Here is a 21,617-nt window from a genome sequence, read left to right on the forward strand (position 1 = left end):
CAACAGCAACAACAACAGCAACAACAAAATCAGCAACAAAACAAAGAGGACAAAAAAGAGGAGCAACAACAGCAACAAGAAACTAAAATGTCGCAAGAAAATGCACAACAGATTCTTGATGCTATGCAACAAGATGAACGTAATACACAAGAAAAAGTCCGCAAAGCATTAATGGAACAGAGAGAACGCCGTAGAACCGATAAGGAGTGGTAATGTCTCGGAAATAAATATTACTCAAAGATGAAAAGATTTATATCAATAGTAATTTTAATACTGTTTTCGGCAGTAACTATATATGCCCAAACACAATTTACTGCTGATGCACCTGCTCAAGTTATAGCAGGACAAAGGTTTAGGGTGGTATTTACCCTTGCAAATGGAGATGGAGAGAATATACAAGTTCCGGAATTTTCGGGATTGGATATCTTATATGGTCCTGCACGTTCACAGAGTTCTCAAATTTCAATCATTAATGGAAAAACAACCTCAACAAAAGAGGAGAGTTATACCTATACAGTAGTTGCATCAAAAGAAGGAAAATTTACTATACCTTCAGCAACAATAACTTCAAATGGAAAACAATATACCTCAAATCAGCTAACAATTACCGTATTACCTCCAGATGAAAATGCACCTTCTCAGGCATCCTCACAAGGAACCACACAACAAGTGGCAAGTAATGATGATAAGACATTTGCCAGATTGGTATTATCAAAAACATCAGTTTATGAACAAGAACCAATATTGGCAACTATAAAAATATATACTAAGGCGGCTAATATTAGAAGTTTAGACAATGCGGTATTCCCTTCATTTGAGGGATTTGTGGTACAGGATATTCCAATACAAAATCCTCAAATAGAATTAGAGCATTATAATGGAACAAATTATCAGGTAGTAGCAGTAAAACAAGCATTACTATATCCACAAAGAGCAGGTAAAATAACTATTGATAAGGGCGAATTTACTGTAACAGTACAAGTTGTTCGTCCTATGCGCGGATTCTTTGGTATGATGCAAGGGTATGAAGATATAGAAAAATCTATATCTACTCAATCTGTGAATGTAAATGTTAAATCATTACCATCAGGAAAACCATCATCATTTGCAAATGCTGTTGGAAGTTTTACAATTAAATCATCACTTAATAACAAAACGCCAAAAGCCAATGAGGCAATTACTTATAAATTACAGATAAGTGGAAAAGGTAATCTTAAATATATAAAAGATCCTGAAATAACGTTCCCTGCTGATTTTGAGGTTTATGATCCCAAAACAGATGTAGATATAAAAACAACAACCTCAGGTGTTAGTGGTACTCGTACAATAGAATATACTATTATTCCTCGAAGTGCAGGCGATTTTGAAATACCATCGGTAGAGTTCTCTTATTTTGATTTATCTTCAAAAAGCTATAAAACAATATCTACTCAAAGTTATGATGTAACGGTAGCTCGTGGGGATAATTCTCAACAAGGGACTATGGCAGATTTTACCAATAAAGAGGATTTAAAGGTATTAGCTAAGGATATAAGATACATTAAAAATGGAGACTTTGAATTATTTAAAGATGCTACTCCAATATTCGGATCTTTTTCATATTGGATTTGGTATATAGTACCAACACTATTGTTTATTATTTATTTAATAATAAATAGAAAACAAACCCAATTAAATTCAAATACACAACTTCTAAAAACTCGTAAAGCCAATAAGATTGCTACTAAGCGATTGAAAATGGCAAGTAAATATCTAAAAACATACAATAAAGATATGTTCTATGCCGAGGTATTAAAAGCAATGTGGGGATATATTAGTGATAAACTTACCATTCCTATATCGGAATTATCTCGTGAAAATGTTTCTCAGGAGTTAAGAACTTATGGGGCAAGTGAAGAACTTGTTTCACAAATTATAAATATATTAGATTTATGTGAATTTGCACAATATGCTCCCTCGCAAGGAAACGATGTAATGGACAGAGACTATCAAGAGGCAATAAGGGTGATAGGAGAGATGGAGAATATCGTAAAAAACAAATAAAAGATTATGAAAAGAATATATATCCTGATAATAACAATATTTATTGTATCTGTTTCTTTTGCACAAACATTGCAATCTGCGGCAGATGCATATTCAAAAGAGAACTATATTGAGGCAGTTCAAATATATGAATCATTGTCTGATAGCGTTGGAGTGTCGCCAGAGTTATATTATAATTTAGGTAACTCATATTATAAGCTCAAAAACTATCCAAGGGCGGTATTGAATTATGAACGAGCAATTTTATTATCTCCCGGTGATGAAGATATAAAAATTAATTTAGATATGGCAAGAGCAAACATAGTTGATAAGATTGATATTGTTGACCGCTCTTTTATATCTGTATGGTTTGAATCTATAAGAAATATGGCATCATCAAATACATGGGCAATATTGGCGATAATATCATTTATATTATTTCTTGTAGGTATATTCCTTTATATATTCAACAAACAAGTATTATTAAAAAAGATAGGATTCTTTGGAGGTATAATTTGCTTACTGTTTTCGGTATATACAAATGTTGTTTCGTATAAACAAAAGCAAAAAATATTAATCAGGGATAGTGCTATAATAATCTCTCCAAGTGTAACAATAAAAAGTTCTCCATCACAAAGTGGTACCGATTTGTTTATACTTCATGAAGGAACAAAAGTGAAGATAATAGATGAAGTAGGAGAGTGGTCAGAGATAAAAATTGATGATGGGAATAGTGGCTGGATTAAAGATTCAGAGATGGAGATAATCTAAAAACAGTATTAATATGCTCAACTATCTTATAGAATTAGATAAAAGTATATTCCTTTTCTTCAATTCGCTCCACACTCTATATTTTGACCAAGTTATGTGGGTGATTACGGGGAAGATGGTGTGGATACCATTAATATTATCCTTTGTCTATATCTTCTTTAAGAAAGGGTGGAAAGAAGGACTACTTGTAACAATAATGCTCGTATTGACAGTTGTTATATGTGATCAAATTTCGTCAGGTATATGTAAACCTCTATTTGAAAGACTTAGACCAACTCACGATCCCGAATTTTCTCAGTATGTAACAACAGTAAATGGATATTTAGGTGGGAAATATGGATTTATATCGAGTCATGCAGCAAATGCTTTTGGTTTAGCAATTATCTCTTCTCTTATATTTAAAAACAGATTATATACAATATCAATAATTGTATGGGCATTATTATCTTGCTATTCTCGAATTTATTTAGGAGTACACTATCCAGGGGATATACTATTTGGAGCAATAGTGGGAGTTGCATCGGGATATTTATGTTATATAATATATAAAAAATTGCATTGTAAGTTTATTGATAAAATGTCAATCCCATACGAAAAGGACAAAAATATAAATATAGTATTGTCGGTTTTGTATATAACATATATTTTTATCATATTTTTTGCTCCCCTTATAAACTTTAAAATCAAATAGATATTATAAATAAAATTAAAACAGGATTAATAATCTTGTTTTTTTTTGCTTTTAACAATAATATTATATAATTTTATTGCAGATTATGATAATCTATAAAAAATGAGATATTATAAATAAAAAGATACAAATTATTAACTAAAAAACTTTAGTAGCCATGACAAAGATGATAACATTTAATGAGTTGCGAAAAATTAAAAACAGTTTACCGGAGGGTTCATCACATAGAATAGCTGATGAACTTAATATAGATGTACAAACAGTTCGTAACTATTTTGGAGGGAACGATTACAAAACAGGCGAAAACTGCGGTTTACATATTGAACCAGGTCCTGATGGAGGAATAGTAGTATTAGATGATACTCAAATACTTGATATGGCACTTGCAATATTACAAGAAGCAGGAGAGTAATAATTTTATTATAATATAGGTAAGAAGAGATTGTATTTTGGTCGTAAAAACAATATACAATCTCTTTAGTATATTTGTGAGGAGGATATAATTGTTCATCAAAAAAAAATGCTTATCTTTGCAGATGAAAAATCTAACATATAAATTCTTATAATAGAAATTTTAATAAATAACAATAATAACAAAAACAAAAAAAATTATGAAGAAATTTTTATTCTCATTAACTATGCTTGCAGCAGTTGCATTAGCAGGTTTTACAACTTCTTGTGGAGGAGATGATGACGGTAGTGATAATACAACTAACAATGGAGGAGTTACACCTTCAACTGAAATAGTAAAAGTATTTAATAGCGATCTTAATGTTAAAACTGGTATGCCAGGAGAAGATCTTGAAGATCTTGGAGTGATAAAGGAAGATGTAAATATTAAACTTTACACTGCAACAGAAAAATTAGATCTTAGTATTAATGGATTGAATTTAGGTTCACTTAACAATATTCCCGAACCATTACAAACACCATTTGATATTATATTAAAGAATGTACCTTTTACAAAAGAAGGTGACAATTACAAAATTGAATACGAACTTCCAATTAATGAGGAAACGCTTTCAACTGATGTAGCAATTAAAATTCAAGACAACAATGCATATTTAGTATCTCTTATAGGAACAATAAGTGGAGATAATATAAATGTTACAATATTTGTTGTTGGAGATGAAGAGTTACTATATATTCCTGTAAATATCTTTGTTGAAGGAACAGAAAATAAGTAGATAAATAATCGTAGTAATAAATAATTTAAGTGAGTCTCAATTTGAGACTCACTTTTTTTTGTATATATTTTGTTGTTTAAAAAAAAATACCTATCTTTGCATCGCAAAACAAAGGACGGGGCGTAGCGCAGTCCGGTAGCGCACCTGGTTTGGGACCAGGTGGTCGCAGGTTCGAATCCTGTCACCCCGACCAAATGGCATAAGTTAGCTTATGCCATTTTTTTGTTTTAGAGGTAATATCTTTTTCTTCTTTTCTTGAATATCCCCTTAAATTTTAGTAACTTTGTAAATTGATAAATATAGGCTTTGCCGATATTAAATATTAATTTGAAGTTAATTTACAATGTTTAGATCTATGACTTGTGGCCAATTACGATTGGCAGATGTAGATAAAGAGGTGATTTTGGCAGGATGGGTACAACGTGTCAGAAAAATGGGAGGTATGACTTTTATTGACCTTCGCGATAGATATGGAATAACCCAATTGGTTTTTAATCAAGAAGTTGATGCTTCGTTGTGTGAAAAAGCAAATCATCTTGGAAGAGAGTTCGTAATACAAATAAAAGGAATTGTAAAAGAGCGTTATAGTAAGAATGCTAATATCCCAACTGGTGATATTGAAATTATAGTTTCTGAATTAAATATTCTAAGCACATCTGATACGCCTCCATTTACAATAGAGGATGAAAGCGATGGAGGTGATGATTTGCGTATGCAATATAGATTTTTGGATTTACGCCGCGATTGTGTTCGTAAAAATCTTGAACTTCGCCATAAATTAGCCTTTGAGGTGCGTCGTTTTCTTGATTCAGAAGGATTCTTGGAGATAGAGACTCCAATTCTAATAAAATCAACACCTGAGGGAGCAAGAGACTTTGTTGTTCCATCACGAATGAATCCGGGAGAGTTTTATGCACTTCCTCAATCTCCACAGACATTTAAACAACTATTGATGGTGTCTGGTTTTGATAGATATTTTCAAATAGCAAAATGTTTCCGTGATGAAGATTTACGTGCTGATCGTCAGCCGGAGTTTACTCAAATAGATTGCGAAATGTCGTTTGTTGAACAAGAAGATGTTTTGAACATATTTGAGAATATGACTAAACATGTATTCAAAGCAATAAAAGGTATTGAGTTTGAAGGAAACTTCCCAAGAATGACATGGCACGATGCTATGAAATATTATGGAAGTGACAAACCCGATATTCGCTTTGGTATGACCTTTGTTGAGTTGAAAGATTTAACAGAAGGTAAAAACTTTGTAGTATTTGATTCTGTCCCATACGTTGGCGGTATATGTGCTAAGGGTTGTGCCTCATACACCCGTAAACAAATTGATGAACTAACAGAGTTTGTTAAACGTCCACAAGTAGGAGCAAAAGGTTTGGTGTATGTAAAATGTGAAGAAAACGGAACATTTAAGTCATCAGTAGATAAATTCTATAACCAAGATGATTTAAAACTATGGGCAGAGCGTTTTGATGCTAAACCTGGTGATTTGCTATTAATATTGGCAGGAGAGACCTCAAAAACCCGTAAAGCACTATGTGAACTTCGTTTAGAGATGGGTAATCGTTTAGGTCTAAGAGATAAAAATGTTTTTGCACCACTATGGATAATTGATTTCCCACTATTGGAGTGGGATGATGAAACTCAACGCTATTATGCAATGCATCATCCGTTTACATCACCTAAACCCGAAGATATTGCATTGTTAGATTCAAACCCAGGAGCAGTACGAGCAAATGCCTACGATATGGTATTTAATGGAGTAGAGTTGGGTGGCGGTTCAATACGTATTCATGATAGTGAATTGCAAGATAAAATGTTTGAGATTTTAGGATTTACACAAGAACAAGCACATTATCAATTCGGTTTCTTGATGGATGCCTTTAAATATGGAGCACCTCCTCATGGAGGATTGGCCTTTGGCTTAGACCGTTTTGTATCTCTTCTTGCAGGGCTTGATTCAATTAGAGATTGTATAGCATTCCCTAAAAACAACTCAGGCCGAGATACAATGAGTGGAGCTCCATCTATAATTGATGATTCGCAACTAAAAGAGTTGCAAATAAAATTAGACATACAAGCATAATCTTTATTGATGAAGATATCAGAGATAATATCAGCGATTGAAGAACTTGCTCCAATATCCCTAAAAGAAGAGTATGATAATCCAGGTATGCAAGTAGGGGATAGTAGCATTAATGCAACAGGAGCATTGTTGTGTGTAGATGTTACAGAAGATGTTGTAGATGAGGCGATAGAGTGTGGTATAAATTTGATTATATCGCATCATCCAATCTTGTTTAAAGGACTAAAATCGGTTACAGGAAAGAATTATATTGAGCGAGTAGTTATAAAGGCAATAAAGCATAATATTGCAATATATTCTGCTCATACTAATTTAGATAATGCATATGGAGGGGTAAATTATAGAATTGCTCAGAATTTAAATCTTTCAAATGTAAGAGTGTTATCTCCGTTGAAGAATCAACTTCTAAAACTTATTGTATTTGTGCCAGAAGTTGCCGTAGAAGATGTTCGTTCAGCAATGTTAGCTTCAGGAGCAGGTAAGATAGGAGATTATGATATGTGTAGTTACAATATGAGTGGTTACGGAACATTTAGAGCATGTGAAGGAGCAAACCCATATTGTGGTGAAATAGGATCACTCCATAAAGAAAATGAGGTGAGGGTAGAGGTTATATTACCTGTATACCTTAAAAATAAGGTGGTAGATGCTATGCTTAAAGTTCATCCTTATCAAGAACCTGCTTATGATATAATTAAATTGGAGAATGAGAATAATTATGCAGGAAGCGGTGTAATAGGAGAGTTAAGTGAAGATGTGACAACAGAAGATTTTCTAAAAAGAATAAAAAAAGTTTTTAATGTAGAATCAATAAAATACTCTTCTGTTGTAAAAGAAAAAATTAAAAGAGTAGCATTGTGTGGAGGTTCAGGAGCATTTCTTATTAATGATGCAATAAGGGCAAATGCAGATGTATTTATTACTGGAGAAATAGGTTATCATAACTTTTTTACCGCAGAAAATAAGATTCTTTTAGTTGAAGCAGGACATTATGAGACAGAACAATGCATAAAAGATATTTTTTGTGATATAATTACAAAAAAATTTCCTAATTTTGCAGTTCAATATGCAAATGTTAGAATTAACCCGATAAATTATTTATAATAAATATATGGCTAAGGATAAAGAGTACACAGTAGAGGAGCGTTTAAAAGCACTTTACGAATTGCAAACATTACTTTCTAAGATTGATAAAATTAAAACTCTTAGAGGTGAGTTACCATTAGAGGTGAAAGACTTGGAAGATAGTATTATTGGTCTTGAAACCCGTTTGGAGAATTATAAAAATGATGTTAAAGAATTTACCACCTCTATTGCTACTCATAAAGTAGGTATTCAAGAGGCTCAAGCTCTTATTAATAAGTACACTGAGCAACAAAACAATGTACGAAATAATAAAGAGTACGATCATTTAACAAAAGAGATTGAGTATCAAGGATTAGAGGTTGAGGCACGAGAGAAAAAAGTTCGTGATTTAACTAAATTAATTAACGATAGAAAAGAAGAGATTGAGGATTTGGAGCAATTATTAGTTGATCGTAAAGCTGAGTTCCAAGAGAAACGTAGCGAATTAGATGATATAATAGCCGAAACTCGTCAAGATGAAGAGAAACTAAGAGAACAAGCTAAAGCACTTGAGCAAGAGATTGAGCCAAGACTCTTGTCTTCATTTAAGAGAATACGTAAAAATGCTCGTAATGGTTTAGGAATTGTTTACATCCAACGTGATGCTTGTGGAGGATGTTTCAATAAAATTCCACCTCAAAGACAAATGGATATTAAACTTCGCAAGAAAGTTATTGTATGTGAGTATTGTGGAAGAATTATGATTGACCCTGAATTAGCAGGAGTTGAATAGAAACTTAAAAAAAAAGAAAATAGAAAAAAGTCTCGATTTAAATCGAGACTTTTTTGTTGTAATACACTAATATTTACTAATATAGATGTAAAACCTATAAATTAAATAGTTCTATATACAATTATCAATTTCGTTATAGTTGGGAATATCCTTCATAAATGTATATCTATTATTTGTGTAGTCAATTTTGCAACAATAACTTCTTATTCCATTTGAAACAATAATATAATCAACTTTTAAAACAGAGTTGTATCTTGTAATCTGATTAAATACCTCTTGAGTTATTTCAATATTTGGAGCTTTATACTCTATTATTGCACAAGGAGAACCAAATTTGTTATATACAACAGTATCGCATCTGCGTTTTATGTTGTTTTGTATTAGAGATATTTCATTTCCCATTCTACCGGCAGGATAACCCTTTTGAGTAGTTAAAGTAGCAACAAATCTTTGTCGTACCTCTTCTTCGGGAGTAAGAGTTACAAATCTATTGCGTAGAGAATCCCATATAAAAGTTTTCCCATTTTCCTCTTTTAATAAAAAATCATATTCAGGTAAATTCAACTTCATTCCCTATTACTTGCGATACACAAATATATTGATTAATTTTACATCAAAATTACATAAAAACAACTAAATAACATATCATCACCATATATAAAAATGGCACAAGCGAACGATAAATATCTGCAAATAATCTCTAATATCAAAAAAGGCGAATTAAAACCTGTGTATCTGCTGATGGGTGATGAATCATATTACATTGATTCAATAACAGATGCTATAATAGAGAATGCACTTGATGAATCAGAAAGAGATTTCAATCAAACAATATTGTATGGACTAGATGCAGAGATTTCATCGCTTATTAATACAGCAAAGCGTTATCCTATGATGTCGAGTCGTCAATTAGTTGTACTTAAAGAGGCTCAGATGTTCGATGATATAGACGATATAATAATGTATGTAGAGCATTATCAGCCAAGCACTGTATTTGTAATCAATTATAAAGGTGGAGTTTTAAAGAATAAGAAACTTATTACTGCTATTGAGAAGATAGGTGCTGTATATGAATTTAAAAAGTTGTATGAGAATCAAATACCTAAATTTATTACAGATTACTTACAGAACTATTCTTTAAAAATTGAACCCAAGGCAGTTTCAATGCTGTCTGATTATATCGGAAATGATTTAAGTAGAATTGCCGGAGAGTTAGATAAACTGCGAATAGTAATAGGCGATAGTAAAGAGATAACCGCCCATCTTGTAGAGAATAATATAGGAATAAGCAAAGACTATAATAATTTTGAATTTCTTGCAGCACTCGTAAGGAAAGATATATATAAGGTAAATAAAATTATAAACTATTTTGAAAGCAATCCTAAAAACAACTCAATAATACCAACAATAAGGATGATGTTTAACTTCTTCTCAAACTTGTTGTTGTTGTATTATGCGCCAGATAAAAGTGATGCAGGGTTGCTTAAAGAGTTGAATCTTAAAACGACATTCCAACTCAAAGAATATAATACTGCAAAAATTAATTATAATGTTTTTAAGTGTGTTGATATTATTGCACTCTTAAGAGAGTATGATGCAAAATCAAAAGGAGTGGGAATATCCTCCTCTACAACTGATGCCTCATTATTGAGGGAGTTGTCATATAAAATTATGCATTAGTTAAAATTTTGAGAAGAGAAAATATAGAATCTTCAATATATACAATTATTATAGATAAGGAGTTCAACAATTGAAGTGAACTCCTTATCTATTTTTTTATCTGCTTAACGTAGTATTTATATCTTGCGAATTGATAAAATCATTCTATTTTATCGATAAATTATATGTATTGATTATAAATATCACAGGGAAATAGAGATAAAATCACCCCTAAATTGCCTTAAGACGCTGATAATCTGTTTGGTATAGTTGAATTTAAGGATTATTCCTATTTTCTGAAATAGAAATAATAAAAAGAAACTTTATAAGAAACATCTAAAATAGAGTAGGAGATCATCCCAAGGTATATCTTCGTTTAATTTTATAATATATTCAGTAGTTGTTAGATAAAAATATTCAACTCTCTATTTCTTATATTTCACTTTCCTAAATATTTCAATTTGAAAATTTTGATACAATTGTCAATTGTATCAATGTGTACAATTGCAAATTATAAAATTATATACAAATATACATATTACAAAAGTAAATCAAGTTTTTATAAACAATTATATATTATTCTTATAACTTATCTCACTTATTATATTGTTAAATTATATAATTGCAAATACGCATTATTTATTGTTTTATTAAATATGTTTATTGTCTTTAAACAACAGAAAACCAATAAGATAATATATAATATATGAATAATAACTCTAATACTATATTAGGTATTGCATTTAATAGTGGAACTATAATAATTATACGTGACATAAATAGTTAAATATCAATGTATTAACATTGAATATATAAAGTGTTGATATATGGCGTATTTTGGTATTGTTTGCCGATTTTGATATTTGTTGTGTATAATTGTATATGGTATGAGTGTTTTATTATTGTGATAATTTACAAATATGATTTGTATATTTGTTTGCAAAATATTACATTTGTGATATATTTTGATCCTAAATAATTGACTCTATTTTGTTATGAATAATAGAATTAAAGAGATAATTGCTCATGAGCATTTAAGTGATGGTGAATTTGCTGATTTAGTGGGAATTAAACGTTCTACACTTTCTCACTGTTTAAATGGAAGAAATGATGTAAGTAAGGATATAATTACAAAAATACATACCGCATACCCTTATATATCAATAAATTGGCTTATGTTTGGCGAGGGAGATTCGGGTTTGTCATCAACCGATAGATCAAGTTCAAATCTTTTCGATTCTTTATCAAATTCTGATACAGAATACAATGGTACACCTAAATATGAGAAGGATTTAGAGTTAAATAGTCCAATAAACGAGGTGCAAAGTATTATAAATCAGCAGAGTATCGTCCAAAATACTCCTCGGCTTAATATTAGTCAATTAGAAAAAACAGAGATAAAAGAGAGACGTATTGAAAAGATTATGATATTTTATACTGATAATACGTATGAAGTATTTCAAAAATAGAATTATCCTTATATCGCTTATATTCTGCATAATCTAAAATAGTATATTTTATACATGCTCATTTTTTGTAATTCTTTATAAGACAATTGTAGGAGACCAATTTGGCCTCCTACTCTTTTATTCTCTTATATATTTATTTTTTCAACAATGATTGTATAATATTTAAAATTTCCTAACTTTGTATTTGATAATATAACTATAACGAGATATCTAAATTTATAAGCAATGAAGAAAGCGGTGATAGATATGTCGGTAACGGCAAATCTTTCGGTAAACAACCGATGTGTATTATTGAAATTGACACCAGCAAACGGAGAGGAGTTGCCTGAATGCAAACCCGGTCAGTTTGTTGAAATGTTAGTAGAGGGAGAGCCAAAAGCATTTTTACGTCGTCCCATATCTATAAACTATGTAAATAGAGAAGCAAACGAGTTATGGCTCTTGATTCAAATTGTTGGAGCAGGAACTTCTAAATTATCAAAGGTACAACAAGGAGATATAATCAATATAATATATCCGTTAGGAAATGGCTTTACAATGCCAACAGAGCCCAATAAGAAGGTTTTGCTTGTTGGAGGTGGTGTAGGTGTTGCTCCATTATTAATGCTTGGATATGAACTAAAAAAAGCAGGGCACACTCCAATATTCTTATTAGGAGCAAGAACTAAAACAGATTTATTGCTACTAGATAAATTCCAAGAGATCTCAATAACATACGTAACAACAGAAGATTCGTCAGAAGGAGAAAAGGGATTTGTAACACAACACTCTGTATTGCAAAAAGAGAGCTTTGATTTTATATATTGTTGTGGTCCCGGACCAATGATGAAAGCTGTTGCACAATATGCTTCAAAAGTTGCTATTGAGTGTGAGGTCTCGCTCGAGAATAAGATGGCGTGTGGAATAGGAGCGTGCTTATGTTGTGTTGAGAATACAACAAAAGGAAATGTGTGTGTATGTAAAGAGGGTCCTGTATTTAATATAAAGAAATTACAATGGTAAAGTTAAATGTAAATATCGGGAATTTAAAACTTAAAAATCCCGTAATGACTGCATCTGGAACATTTGGGTATGGAACAGAGTATGCCGACTTTATAGACTTGTCAAAATTAGGAGGAATAATAGTTAAAGGAACAACATTGGCTCCACGTCAAGGAAATCCATACCCTCGTATGGCAGAGACTCCGTCAGGAATGTTAAATGCCGTAGGTTTGCAGAATAAAGGTGTTGACTATTTTGTTGAGAATATATACCCTCAAATAAAGGATTTAGATACAGCCGTAGTAGTAAATGTCTCTGGATCAACAATAGAGGATTATATAGCGGTTGCAGAGAAAATTGATGCATTAGACAATATACCTGCAATAGAGTTAAATATATCATGTCCTAATGTAAAAGAGGGAGGTATGGCATTCGGAACATCTCCCCGAAGTGTTGAAAATGTTGTAAAAGCTGTACGTCAAGCATATAATAAAACCCTTATAGTTAAATTATCACCAAATGTAACCGATATAACAGAAATTGCACGAGCAGCAGAAGCTGAAGGAGCAGATTCATTGTCATTAATAAATACAATGCTTGGAATGGCTATTGATGCAGAACGACGCCGCCCATTGCTCTCAACCGTTACAGGAGGTCTTTCAGGAGCATGTGTAAAACCTGTTGCCTTGCGTATGGTATGGCAGGTGTCAAAGGCTGTTAAAGTGCCTCTAATTGGTTTAGGAGGTATTATGAATGCAACTGACGCAATAGAATTCTTATTGGCAGGAGCATCGGCAATACAGATAGGAACAGCAAACTTTATTGATCCTCAAATATCAGTTAAAGTAGCAGAGGGAATAGAGGAGTATTTAACTCGTCAAGGATGCCATTCTGTACAAGAAATCATTGGTGGATTGATAATCTAAAAATATTGAAATAAAAACAGAAACTGACTAATCTTGAGGTTAGTCAGTTTTTTTATGACCGCTACAGACGAGTTCCTAAAATACCAAGATAAACTCGTTGCAGGAGAAGATGTAAGCGGTTACAAATTCTCTGGCGAGGTTACACAAATGCCAAAGCAGTTTAATGAGTGGGTAAAGAACAATACAAGCAGATTAGAAAATGCCCAAAGTATTCCATACTTCCTAAAGGATAACCCAAAATATTCGGGAATAACTCCTCGTTTAGGCAGTACTCCTACATATGCAGGCACAAAATTTGGCAGAACTGCAACAAAACAAGCATATCAAGAATATAAAGATGCTACCCCTCCAATATTAACCAAAGAGCAACAAGATAATATCAATGACATAGCAAATGAGTTAGGGGTAAAGGTTAAGCCTATGAACTTTTGGGAAGCAAACGAGGGAAGGAGTAATATCTATTACAATAGAGGTGGAGTATTCAAAGATAATTGCCAATGCTGTGTTGTTGTTCACGAAATGCGATTAAGAGGTATTGATGCTACATCTGTCGGGTATGATTATGGTAAAGAAAGCATACCGTTCCGTTTAGGAGAAAGATTTCAAGATATATGGATAAACCCAAAGACAGGCAAAATCCCTCAACCAACAATATTGAGGGATAAAACAGATGATGCGTTATATATAAAACTTGATAAAGCAACAGAAGTAAGAGGGCGATACCATATAGGTATAAACGGAATAGATAATACTGGGCATATGATTACTGCTGAAAGATTGGAGTCGGGTAGATTAATATTCTATGATGCCCAAAGTGGGGATTTCGTAAATATAAAAGAATATACTAAACTTGGCTATTTGGAAGTACTCAAGGTAGATAAACTTATTTTTAATAAAAGTATGATATGCAAAATATTACAAATTATTTAATCTTATAATCTGTTCTCTTGCCCACATTATCTCCGTAAAATTATCAACGGATACAATTCTGCCAAGAGCGTCTATTTTTAATATATGAGGCAACCCTAATTTATGTCCTAATGTTGCTAAATTGTAGTAGTGGTAGTATCTGTATCCGTTTTTCTCTCCTGCCGGTCTAATAGTATCATAACCTTTCTTTTTAGCATATTCAAGAGCTACCTTATCAAAATCTATTGCCATAACTTTAAATTTAAGTTGTTAATCTATTTATTAAAATGCAGAGTGAGAGAAAAACCGAAGTAAATGATAAAAGCAATGTGCAAGTTTATTTAAGCGAACATTATTAGTAATGGCCGTGTAGCATAAACACCCAACTGCTATCAGTTGAAACACTATCGCCAATATTAAAAATATATCTTCTACTGTTCTCATTGCAAATATACTATTTATTTTTTTACGATATCCAATTCGTTTATAAATCTTGCATTTGGGAGTGATGAAAGGCTCTATATGTTAAGAGTAAGAGAGTTTTTATAGAAAAAATGAGACTAAGACTTTAAAGTCTCAGTCTCACCTAATTATTTAAATTAATTCTTATTTAACAATTAAAGTGCCACGTTGAGTGTTACCGTTGTTATCTTTAACAACAACTATATACATTCCTTTCGCCCAACCTCTATTTGAGATTTTCAAGGTGTTGTCCATATTTGTGTATTCATTAGCTGAATATACAACTTTACCATCAACAGAAGCAACCATAACGTTTATATTGCCCTTCATTGTGCTTGGTACAAATATGTTTATGTCGTTACCATTTGTAACAGGGTTAGGCGCAATCACAATATTGTTGCTATCACATTCTGAGTCTTCAATTCCTGTAGGTAGTCCCCATTCGTTATCAAGAAAGTTAATTCTATCGGCAACATATTGTTTTAAGAAATTAACCTCTGCTTGATATGAGCCACGAGCTGCTATTTCGCGATATACTCTTACCCACAAAATATCCCAAACTTCAAAGTTGTTCTTTTGTGATTCATCTAATAACTCTGCTGCTTCAACAATATAGTTATTCATGAAAGATTTAAGACCTCTTGCTCTTAACTCTCCCCATCGTGCTTTAACTGCCGATACAAATGTAGGATCTTGCCACCATCTTGCAATCCAGGTTTTAGGATCGTGAGCGTATGTTCTCATGTATTTTGTAGTAGCATCGCCTAAGCGGTTATCGTTGTTGAAAGCAATATCAAAGTCCCATAGAGGTCCAAGTTTAAATATCTCATCTCTCTCTTTGTACATATAAGTACTCCACCAAGAGTCAGAGTTTCCGAATAACTCGCAAGCAATATACCAATCAACTAACGAAGCCTCATCAATATATTTTCTCCATCCTAATTCAGGATCAGAGAAGTTTGAGCTAAACAAAGCATCTTCCATACTTTGTGTGTAGTTTGTTATGTAATTGGTTTGTGCTGCATTAATTTCATCATCTTTAGGATATTTAATAGTAACTTTCATATCTCTTGTTGTTTGGAACCAAGAGATTTCGCTATCAGCAAAACCGTCAACTTCAATTAAATATCCTCCTGTAATCTCAGGGTCTGTTGCCGAAACAGTAGTCTCTTGCTCAAGAACAGGAACTCTATGTGTTTTAACCTCAACCTGATCTGTTAAAGTGTAGTTACCTAAGTTAACACCATTTAAAACAACATCAACGAATGTTACTGAAGGGGTAAATCCAAACTCAAAAATATTACGAGCAGTTTCAAATGCCAAAGCATTGCGTAAAAGAGTCTTGTCGGCATAGTTGGCTAAAAGAACCCAGTTTTTTTCTTTTGCTTTATTACCTAAGAAATTGATTTTCTTATCAAATTTTAAACGGTAAGGTTTCTTTGCCATACCCCATGTTGAGTTACCTCTACCTTTAATCTCTGTAAGAACTTCTGTGATATTATCTTCGGGATTTTCAGCACCTCTTACAGTAACGTAAGCATTAACATAATCATCTTTGCTTGTAACACCAACACCATTTTCGGTATTAATGAATATTGTTGGAATGTTAGTAAGTTGAACATATTTATCTTGGAAGTTGGCAACCAGTGTAATATCGTTTTCGCCTCTGTAATAGTATGGGTTTGAGGTGCTTACTTGCTCGTTTGTCTCTTTGTTTGTCCAATTTTTAAAAGAGTAACCTTCTGCAGGGATTGCAGTAACTGAAATAGAAGCATTGTCCGATGTAATAGAAGTTTCTGTTGTTCCACTAATTACAGCATTACCTTGTGTTGTGTTTGAACTCTCAACAGTAACTGTACGCTCTTGGGCAACCTCTGTTGCTCCTATGTTAATTTCAACGTCAACAGCAATAGCAGCATCGTTAGTTCTAACAAGGGTACAAGCGCCATCAATTCCGTATGCCAAAATTACACGCATACGAGTTAAGCCAGTTGTTGCAGTTGTAGGAACATTAAAATTAAAAGTTCTGTTTGTAGGGTTGGCACCATCGCCGTATGGAAAATAATCTCTGCTTGCGGGTTGTTTCTCAACATATTCTCCGCTATCATCAAAATCCTTGTCAGAGTTCCAATCCACAAAAACATGGATGTATGTCCAGTTCATCTCTCCATTAACCAACATATTAATGTTGTCGCCGGGAGCAAATATTACAGGATCACCTGAGTTCATAACACCGCGATAACAATCGCCATCGGCTCTACTTGACAACTGAATCTCAATGTTACGTTGTCCTAAGGTAGAGGTAAATTCAAGACCATCTAATGAACGGTCAGTTTTAGTACTCCAACCTAACGAGGTACAATACTCTTGTGCTGAGACGCTCAACATAAGGCACAAGAAAAGAGTTGAAAGTAAAAATTTCTTCATAAATATTTAGTTTTAGTTGTGATTTTGCACACTTATAAGCATTCAAAGATAAATTTAATTTATGATATGTGAAAATATTTAACATAGTATATGGTATAAAACTATATATTTTCAATATTTATGCCATTTACACCAATCCCAAAAAGGGCAAAATCGTAAATAACGGGGTCGTTAGGGTTGAATTCTCTTAAGATAGTTGTTAACTCTTCAACGCTCTTTCTGTCGTTACTTTTTCTGTTTAGCAGATTAAGTTTTCGTGCAGTATTGCCAACATGTATGTCAAGAGGAATATATAGTTGAGAAGGTTTGATACAATCCCAAACTCCTAAATCAACAATACCATCATCTCTGACAAGCCATTTAATTGCTAAATTAATACGTTTAAGAGCCGATGAATTAAAATTTGATGGGAAACATTGCGAATTATAACATCCGTTGTTTGCTTTGCAAGATAATTCCCTAATTGTTTCACATAACTTCCATGCAGGAGCAGAGTCATTGCCAATTCCTAACTCTTTTGCCATGTTGTTAATACTCTCGTATTTTGAGTAGATTGAGAAAAAGCCTCGCAACATATAAGCCAAATCAGGTTGGAAAAATGTTCTGTGAACATTAGCATTGCCTAATGAATCAAAGCCTTTATTCATAACAAATTCGTATGGAGCATTATTCATAAGTGAGAGCATACGCTCTGTGTCCCTTAGTATCATACTTCTTTTACCCCATGCAATAGTGGCGGTAGTAAAAGCCATAATTTCAATGTCTTGCAGTTTGTCAAATCTGCGAGGAAACTGAACAGGATCATCCTTTATGAAATCGGGCGTATTAATCTTAAATACCTGTTCGTCCAATAACTCTTTAATATTCATACTTCAAAAGTACAAATACAAATTCAAACAGCAAACAAAAGCATAAAACAATTGTTATATATATTGAATAAAAAACCAAATACGATGAAAAAAATACAAATTCTATTGCTGTTTATGGTAACACTTTTTCCAAGTGTACTTATCTCGCAAAACACAAAATCTAAAAAGGAGGTCAGAAAAGAGATGCAGAGTGAACGAAAGGCGCAAGAAGCACATCTTGATTCAATTAACAGACAAATGGCACTACTTGCTGTATCTTCAAATAATTGGGTGTTGAATGCAACATCAATAAATACTACAGGAGGAACAGTAACCTATGTTCAACCCAACGTAAACTTTATAAAAACAGTGGGGGATATGATGACCTTTCAAACCTCAACTGGATTTGGAGGAGGAATAAACGCATTGGGAGGAGTAACATTGCGAGGAATGATAGTAGGTAAAAGTCATAGCGATGACAAAGGGAGCGTGTCATATACCTACAATGTAAGAGGAACAGCGTTTAATGCAACAGTTATACTTACATTTGATAATGAAGGCGATACGGCATCGGCTTTTATGAATTTCGATAATGGATATTCTCTAACAATGTATGGCGAAGTTCAACCATATACAACAAATTCTGTAACAGAAGGAACGTCTATAAATTAAAATCTGAGTTAAAAAATGGGTACTGTTTAATTATGCATTGAGAATAAGCGTTGCCTTGATAATATGTTGTATAACATAAATTAATAAAAATAAAGATTGATTTTTTTGGTAGAGTAGAAAATAATACCTATTTTCGTAACACAAACAAGGAGATATTTGATATAGGTTGCATCCTAGTAGATTGGGAAACTCATCAATTTATAGAAATACCGAGACACGCTTCACGGAGCAATGGCGGGCCACGCCTTAGGGTATGCTTAGCACGGTGGATTACAAAGGTTCGTGGGCACTCAAATCCTGTCTTTCGGAGTTTCATCGCATCCTACGATGCAGCCTTACTATAATAGGGTTGTCAACAGAAGTTGACAACCCTATTTTGCTATTTGTTATCAGTTATTAGTTATCAGTTGCGAGGGTGTAATTTCTTACTTCTCATTTCTAATTAGCTTATCAATATGTTCAAAAACGGCTTCTGTGTCATGGGGGTTAAACCAAGCAATATCTTTGTCTCGTTTAAACCAAGTGAGCTGTTTTTTTGCATATACACGCGTGTTGCGTTTAATCTTTTCAATTGCCTCATCAAGTGTGAAAATACCATCGAAGTAGGCGAAAATCTCTTTGTAACCAACAGTATTTAATGAGTTTAAGTTGCGGAAAGGTAAAAGCATTTTACTCTCTTCAATAAGACCATCTGCAATCATCTGCTCAGTGCGTTTTGATATACGTTCAAACAAAAGTTCTCGTTCAATATTTAAGCCAATCTTGATGATATTAAATGGTCGCTCCTTTTTGCTGTTAGTACGCAAATCAGAGAAGGGTTTACCCGTTTGTCTGCATACCTCAATGGCATGGACAACTCGTTTATGGTTTTTAAGATCAATGGTTTTGTATAGTTCTGGATCTCGTAATTTAAGTTCCTCGCATAGTGCATCCAATCCCAATTCGTTAAAGTCGTTTACGGCTTTTGCTCTAACTTCATCTGTGATTGTTGGAATTTCATCAATGCCCTTGCATACAGCATCAATATACATCATAGAGCCTCCGCACATAACCAAAGTATCATGTTTCTTAAAAAGAGAAGAGGAGAGAGTCATAAACTCCTCCTCAAATATAGCCGCACTGTAATAGTCGGTAAGTTCTAAATTACCAATAAAATAGTGTTTCACCCTACGGAGTAAATCGTTATTGGGAGCAGCAGTGCCTATGCACATACCTTTATACATCTGTCTGCTGTCGCACGAAATAATTGGAGAGCCATACCTCTCGGCACACTTAATGCTCAAATCTGTTTTGCCAACAGACGTAGGACCTAAAATCACTATTAAGTTTTTCATTCAACGAAAAACTATTTATTGGCAACCAATTTGGCAATCTCAACAATAACATTCACAGCATTTTGCATTGCCTGAACTGAGATATACTCAAAACGTCCGTGGAAGTTCATACCGCCAGCCGAAAGGTTGGGGCAGGGAAGTCCCATAAACGAAAGTCTTGCACCATCAGTACCACCACGAATAGGCTCAACCTTTGGTTCCATACCACAATTTGAGATAGCCTCTTTTGCAAGATCAATAATATGCATAACAGGCTCAATCATCTCACGCATATTGTAGTATTGGTCTCTGATGTCAAGTGATGCACAACCAGGGAACTCCTTATTGATTTTATTAACCAAGTGAGAGAACTCTTTTTTGCGACGCTCAAAACGATCTCTATCGTGGTCCCTGATAATATAAGTAAGTGTAGTTTTCTCAACAGATCCCTCGCAACCAACCAAGTGATAGAAACCTTCGTAACCCTCAGTGTGTTCGGGTGTTTCCCAGCGAGGTAGCATAATAGCATATTGGTTGGCAACACGCAAAGCATTTACCATTTTATGTTTAGCATAACCTGGGTGAACATTACGTCCTTTAAATGTAACTTTGGCAAGGGCAGCATTAAAGTTTTCAAATTCAATAATACCTTGGTCACTACCGTCCATAGTATATGCAAAATCAGCACCAAACTTCTTAACATCAAAGTGGTCGGCACCTTGACCAATCTCTTCATCAGGGGTGAAAGCAACCCTAATTTTACCATGTTTAATATCGGGGTTGGCAATCAAATACTCCATTGCTGTCATAATCTCTGCAATACCCGCTTTGTCATCAGCACCCAAAAGAGTTTTACCATTAGTAACAATAATATCGTTACCAACATAACCTAAAATTTCGGGGAAATCTTCAGTCTTTAAAACAATATTCTCTTCGGCACAAAGAACAATATCACCACCATCATACTTCTCAACAATACGAGGTTGAACATTATGGCCAGTCATATCGGGCGAAGTATCCATATGAGCAATAAAACCAATGGTAGGTAACTCCTTATCGGTGTTAGCAGGTAAAGTAGCCATAACATAACCATTGCTGTCAACTTCAGCATCGGTTAAACCAATAGCAATCAGCTCCTTAACCAATTGTTGTGCAAAAATCATCTGACCTGGAGTACTTGGAGTTAAGTTAGTTAATTCATCCGATTGGGTATCAACTTTAACGTAACCTAAAAATCTGTCTATAACATTCATAATGAAAAATATAAAAGCGAAGTATTAAACATAAAAAATAATTCAAAACACAATGTTTGAATACCAATTGC

At 33.3% G+C, this 21,617-nt stretch carries 21 protein-coding genes and 1 tRNA gene; 16 read left to right on the top strand and 6 right to left on the bottom strand.

The genetic code is table 11. The features are described 5' to 3' along the window. The 10 genes from IKK64_07355 to IKK64_07400 form a co-directional block, all read left to right on the top strand. On the top strand, positions 1–213 hold a 213-nt coding region (locus tag IKK64_07355; GenBank protein MBR4119875.1), incomplete at its 5' end, for a hypothetical protein. Between the two features lie 27 nt (positions 214–240). Next, a complete protein-coding gene (locus IKK64_07360) occupies positions 241–2,043 on the top strand; it encodes a protein BatD (protein MBR4119876.1) in 1,803 nt (600 codons plus the stop codon). Between the two features lie 6 nt (positions 2,044–2,049). Then, positions 2,050–2,793: a tetratricopeptide repeat protein gene (locus IKK64_07365; GenBank protein ID MBR4119877.1), complete on the top strand. Its 744-nt coding sequence runs from the start codon at positions 2,050–2,052 to the stop codon at positions 2,791–2,793. A gap of 13 nt (positions 2,794–2,806) precedes the next feature. Beyond that, positions 2,807–3,484, top strand: a complete 678-nt coding sequence (locus IKK64_07370; protein MBR4119878.1) for a phosphatase PAP2 family protein — start codon at positions 2,807–2,809, stop codon at positions 3,482–3,484. 157 nt (positions 3,485–3,641) lie between these two features. After that, entirely contained in the window at positions 3,642–3,896 is a 255-nt protein-coding gene (locus tag IKK64_07375; protein MBR4119879.1) for a DNA-binding protein, read from the top strand. A 199-nt stretch (positions 3,897–4,095) separates the two neighbouring features. Further along, complete coding sequence (locus IKK64_07380) at positions 4,096–4,671, top strand: hypothetical protein (protein MBR4119880.1); 576 nt, start codon at positions 4,096–4,098, stop codon at positions 4,669–4,671. A 116-nt stretch (positions 4,672–4,787) separates the two neighbouring features. Then, positions 4,788–4,864, top strand: a tRNA-Pro gene (locus IKK64_07385). Between the two features lie 150 nt (positions 4,865–5,014). Beyond that, positions 5,015–6,769 (top strand): aspartate--tRNA ligase, encoded by a 1,755-nt coding sequence (aspS, locus tag IKK64_07390; protein ID MBR4119881.1) that lies wholly within the window; start codon positions 5,015–5,017, stop codon positions 6,767–6,769. Between the two features lie 9 nt (positions 6,770–6,778). After that, positions 6,779–7,873 (top strand): Nif3-like dinuclear metal center hexameric protein, encoded by a 1,095-nt coding sequence (locus IKK64_07395; protein ID MBR4119882.1) that lies wholly within the window; start codon positions 6,779–6,781, stop codon positions 7,871–7,873. A 7-nt stretch (positions 7,874–7,880) separates the two neighbouring features. Next, positions 7,881–8,627 carry a hypothetical protein gene (locus IKK64_07400; protein ID MBR4119883.1) on the top strand — a complete coding sequence of 249 codons (747 nt, stop codon included), beginning with the start codon at positions 7,881–7,883 and terminating at the stop codon, positions 8,625–8,627. A 111-nt stretch (positions 8,628–8,738) separates the two neighbouring features. Here the strand turns inward: IKK64_07400 and IKK64_07405 are convergent, their stop codons facing one another. Then, a complete protein-coding gene (locus IKK64_07405; GenBank protein MBR4119884.1) occupies positions 8,739–9,197 on the bottom strand; it encodes a type I restriction enzyme HsdR N-terminal domain-containing protein in 459 nt (152 codons plus the stop codon). Positions 9,198–9,290: 93 nt separating this feature from the next. Here IKK64_07405 and holA point away from each other — a divergent pair, with 93 nt between their 5' ends. From holA to IKK64_07430, 5 genes are all read left to right on the top strand, one after another. Beyond that, on the top strand, positions 9,291–10,307 hold the full coding sequence (gene holA, locus IKK64_07410; protein MBR4119885.1) for a DNA polymerase III subunit delta: 1,017 nt from the start codon (positions 9,291–9,293) through the stop codon (positions 10,305–10,307). Between the two features lie 974 nt (positions 10,308–11,281). Next, on the top strand, positions 11,282–11,755 hold the full coding sequence (locus tag IKK64_07415; GenBank protein ID MBR4119886.1) for a helix-turn-helix transcriptional regulator: 474 nt from the start codon (positions 11,282–11,284) through the stop codon (positions 11,753–11,755). 225 nt (positions 11,756–11,980) lie between these two features. Continuing rightward, positions 11,981–12,757, top strand: coding sequence for a dihydroorotate dehydrogenase electron transfer subunit (locus tag IKK64_07420; protein ID MBR4119887.1), 777 nt, complete (start codon positions 11,981–11,983; stop codon positions 12,755–12,757). Continuing rightward, the gene (locus tag IKK64_07425) at positions 12,751–13,662 is read left to right on the top strand and encodes a dihydroorotate dehydrogenase (GenBank protein MBR4119888.1); all 912 of its coding nucleotides are present in this window, start codon (positions 12,751–12,753) and stop codon (positions 13,660–13,662) included. The genes IKK64_07420 and IKK64_07425 overlap by 7 nt, the downstream gene beginning before the upstream one ends. 54 nt (positions 13,663–13,716) lie before the next feature. Next, entirely contained in the window at positions 13,717–14,592 is an 876-nt protein-coding gene (locus IKK64_07430) for a hypothetical protein (protein MBR4119889.1), read from the top strand. Here the strand turns inward: IKK64_07430 and IKK64_07435 are convergent. The 3 genes from IKK64_07435 to IKK64_07445 all read right to left on the bottom strand — a co-directional run bounded on the left by IKK64_07435 (position 14,578) and on the right by IKK64_07445 (position 18,329). Beyond that, the gene (locus IKK64_07435) at positions 14,578–14,823 is read right to left on the bottom strand and encodes a hypothetical protein (protein ID MBR4119890.1); all 246 of its coding nucleotides are present in this window, start codon (positions 14,821–14,823) and stop codon (positions 14,578–14,580) included. The genes IKK64_07430 and IKK64_07435 overlap by 15 nt on opposite strands. A 354-nt stretch (positions 14,824–15,177) precedes the next feature. Next, positions 15,178–17,460 carry a CotH kinase family protein gene (locus tag IKK64_07440; GenBank protein MBR4119891.1) on the bottom strand — a complete coding sequence of 761 codons (2,283 nt, stop codon included), beginning with the start codon at positions 17,458–17,460 and terminating at the stop codon, positions 15,178–15,180. 101 nt (positions 17,461–17,561) lie between these two features. After that, positions 17,562–18,329, bottom strand: coding sequence for a TIGR02757 family protein (locus IKK64_07445; protein ID MBR4119892.1), 768 nt, complete (start codon positions 18,327–18,329; stop codon positions 17,562–17,564). A gap of 84 nt (positions 18,330–18,413) precedes the next feature. Here IKK64_07445 and IKK64_07450 point away from each other — a divergent pair, with 84 nt between their 5' ends. Then, on the top strand, positions 18,414–18,980 hold the full coding sequence (locus tag IKK64_07450; protein ID MBR4119893.1) for a DUF4251 domain-containing protein: 567 nt from the start codon (positions 18,414–18,416) through the stop codon (positions 18,978–18,980). 425 nt (positions 18,981–19,405) lie between these two features. On the opposite strand, the gene miaA is transcribed toward IKK64_07450, so the two are convergent. Together miaA and pepT are read right to left on the bottom strand one after the other, a co-directional pair. Continuing rightward, a complete protein-coding gene (gene miaA, locus IKK64_07455) occupies positions 19,406–20,314 on the bottom strand; it encodes a tRNA (adenosine(37)-N6)-dimethylallyltransferase MiaA (protein MBR4119894.1) in 909 nt (302 codons plus the stop codon). 11 nt (positions 20,315–20,325) lie between these two features. Then, complete coding sequence (pepT, locus tag IKK64_07460) at positions 20,326–21,546, bottom strand: peptidase T (GenBank protein ID MBR4119895.1); 1,221 nt, start codon at positions 21,544–21,546, stop codon at positions 20,326–20,328. Positions 21,547–21,617: the final 71 nt, after the last annotated feature.

It is taken from the genome of Bacteroidales bacterium, assembly GCA_017521245.1.
Taxonomy (GTDB): domain Bacteria; phylum Bacteroidota; class Bacteroidia; order Bacteroidales; family G3-4614; genus Caccoplasma_A.

Coding starts and splice junctions, on each gene's coding strand:
- IKK64_07435 (MBR4119890.1), bottom strand. CDS start 14,823: ATGGCAATAGATTTTGATAAGGTAGCTCTTGAATATGCTAAAAAGAAA.
- IKK64_07405 (MBR4119884.1), bottom strand. CDS start 9,197: ATGAAGTTGAATTTACCTGAATATGATTTTTTATTAAAAGAGGAAAAT.
- IKK64_07380 (MBR4119880.1), top strand. CDS start 4,096: ATGAAGAAATTTTTATTCTCATTAACTATGCTTGCAGCAGTTGCATTA.
- miaA (MBR4119894.1), bottom strand. CDS start 20,314: ATGAAAAACTTAATAGTGATTTTAGGTCCTACGTCTGTTGGCAAAACA.
- aspS (MBR4119881.1), top strand. CDS start 5,015: ATGTTTAGATCTATGACTTGTGGCCAATTACGATTGGCAGATGTAGAT.
- IKK64_07370 (MBR4119878.1), top strand. CDS start 2,807: ATGCTCAACTATCTTATAGAATTAGATAAAAGTATATTCCTTTTCTTC.
- IKK64_07415 (MBR4119886.1), top strand. CDS start 11,282: ATGAATAATAGAATTAAAGAGATAATTGCTCATGAGCATTTAAGTGAT.
- IKK64_07420 (MBR4119887.1), top strand. CDS start 11,981: ATGAAGAAAGCGGTGATAGATATGTCGGTAACGGCAAATCTTTCGGTA.
- pepT (MBR4119895.1), bottom strand. CDS start 21,546: ATGAATGTTATAGACAGATTTTTAGGTTACGTTAAAGTTGATACCCAA.
- IKK64_07445 (MBR4119892.1), bottom strand. CDS start 18,329: ATGAATATTAAAGAGTTATTGGACGAACAGGTATTTAAGATTAATACG.
- IKK64_07430 (MBR4119889.1), top strand. CDS start 13,717: ATGACCGCTACAGACGAGTTCCTAAAATACCAAGATAAACTCGTTGCA.
- IKK64_07450 (MBR4119893.1), top strand. CDS start 18,414: ATGAAAAAAATACAAATTCTATTGCTGTTTATGGTAACACTTTTTCCA.
- IKK64_07365 (MBR4119877.1), top strand. CDS start 2,050: ATGAAAAGAATATATATCCTGATAATAACAATATTTATTGTATCTGTT.
- IKK64_07395 (MBR4119882.1), top strand. CDS start 6,779: ATGAAGATATCAGAGATAATATCAGCGATTGAAGAACTTGCTCCAATA.
- IKK64_07400 (MBR4119883.1), top strand. CDS start 7,881: ATGGCTAAGGATAAAGAGTACACAGTAGAGGAGCGTTTAAAAGCACTT.
- IKK64_07425 (MBR4119888.1), top strand. CDS start 12,751: ATGGTAAAGTTAAATGTAAATATCGGGAATTTAAAACTTAAAAATCCC.
- holA (MBR4119885.1), top strand. CDS start 9,291: ATGGCACAAGCGAACGATAAATATCTGCAAATAATCTCTAATATCAAA.
- IKK64_07375 (MBR4119879.1), top strand. CDS start 3,642: ATGACAAAGATGATAACATTTAATGAGTTGCGAAAAATTAAAAACAGT.
- IKK64_07440 (MBR4119891.1), bottom strand. CDS start 17,460: ATGAAGAAATTTTTACTTTCAACTCTTTTCTTGTGCCTTATGTTGAGC.
- IKK64_07360 (MBR4119876.1), top strand. CDS start 241: ATGAAAAGATTTATATCAATAGTAATTTTAATACTGTTTTCGGCAGTA.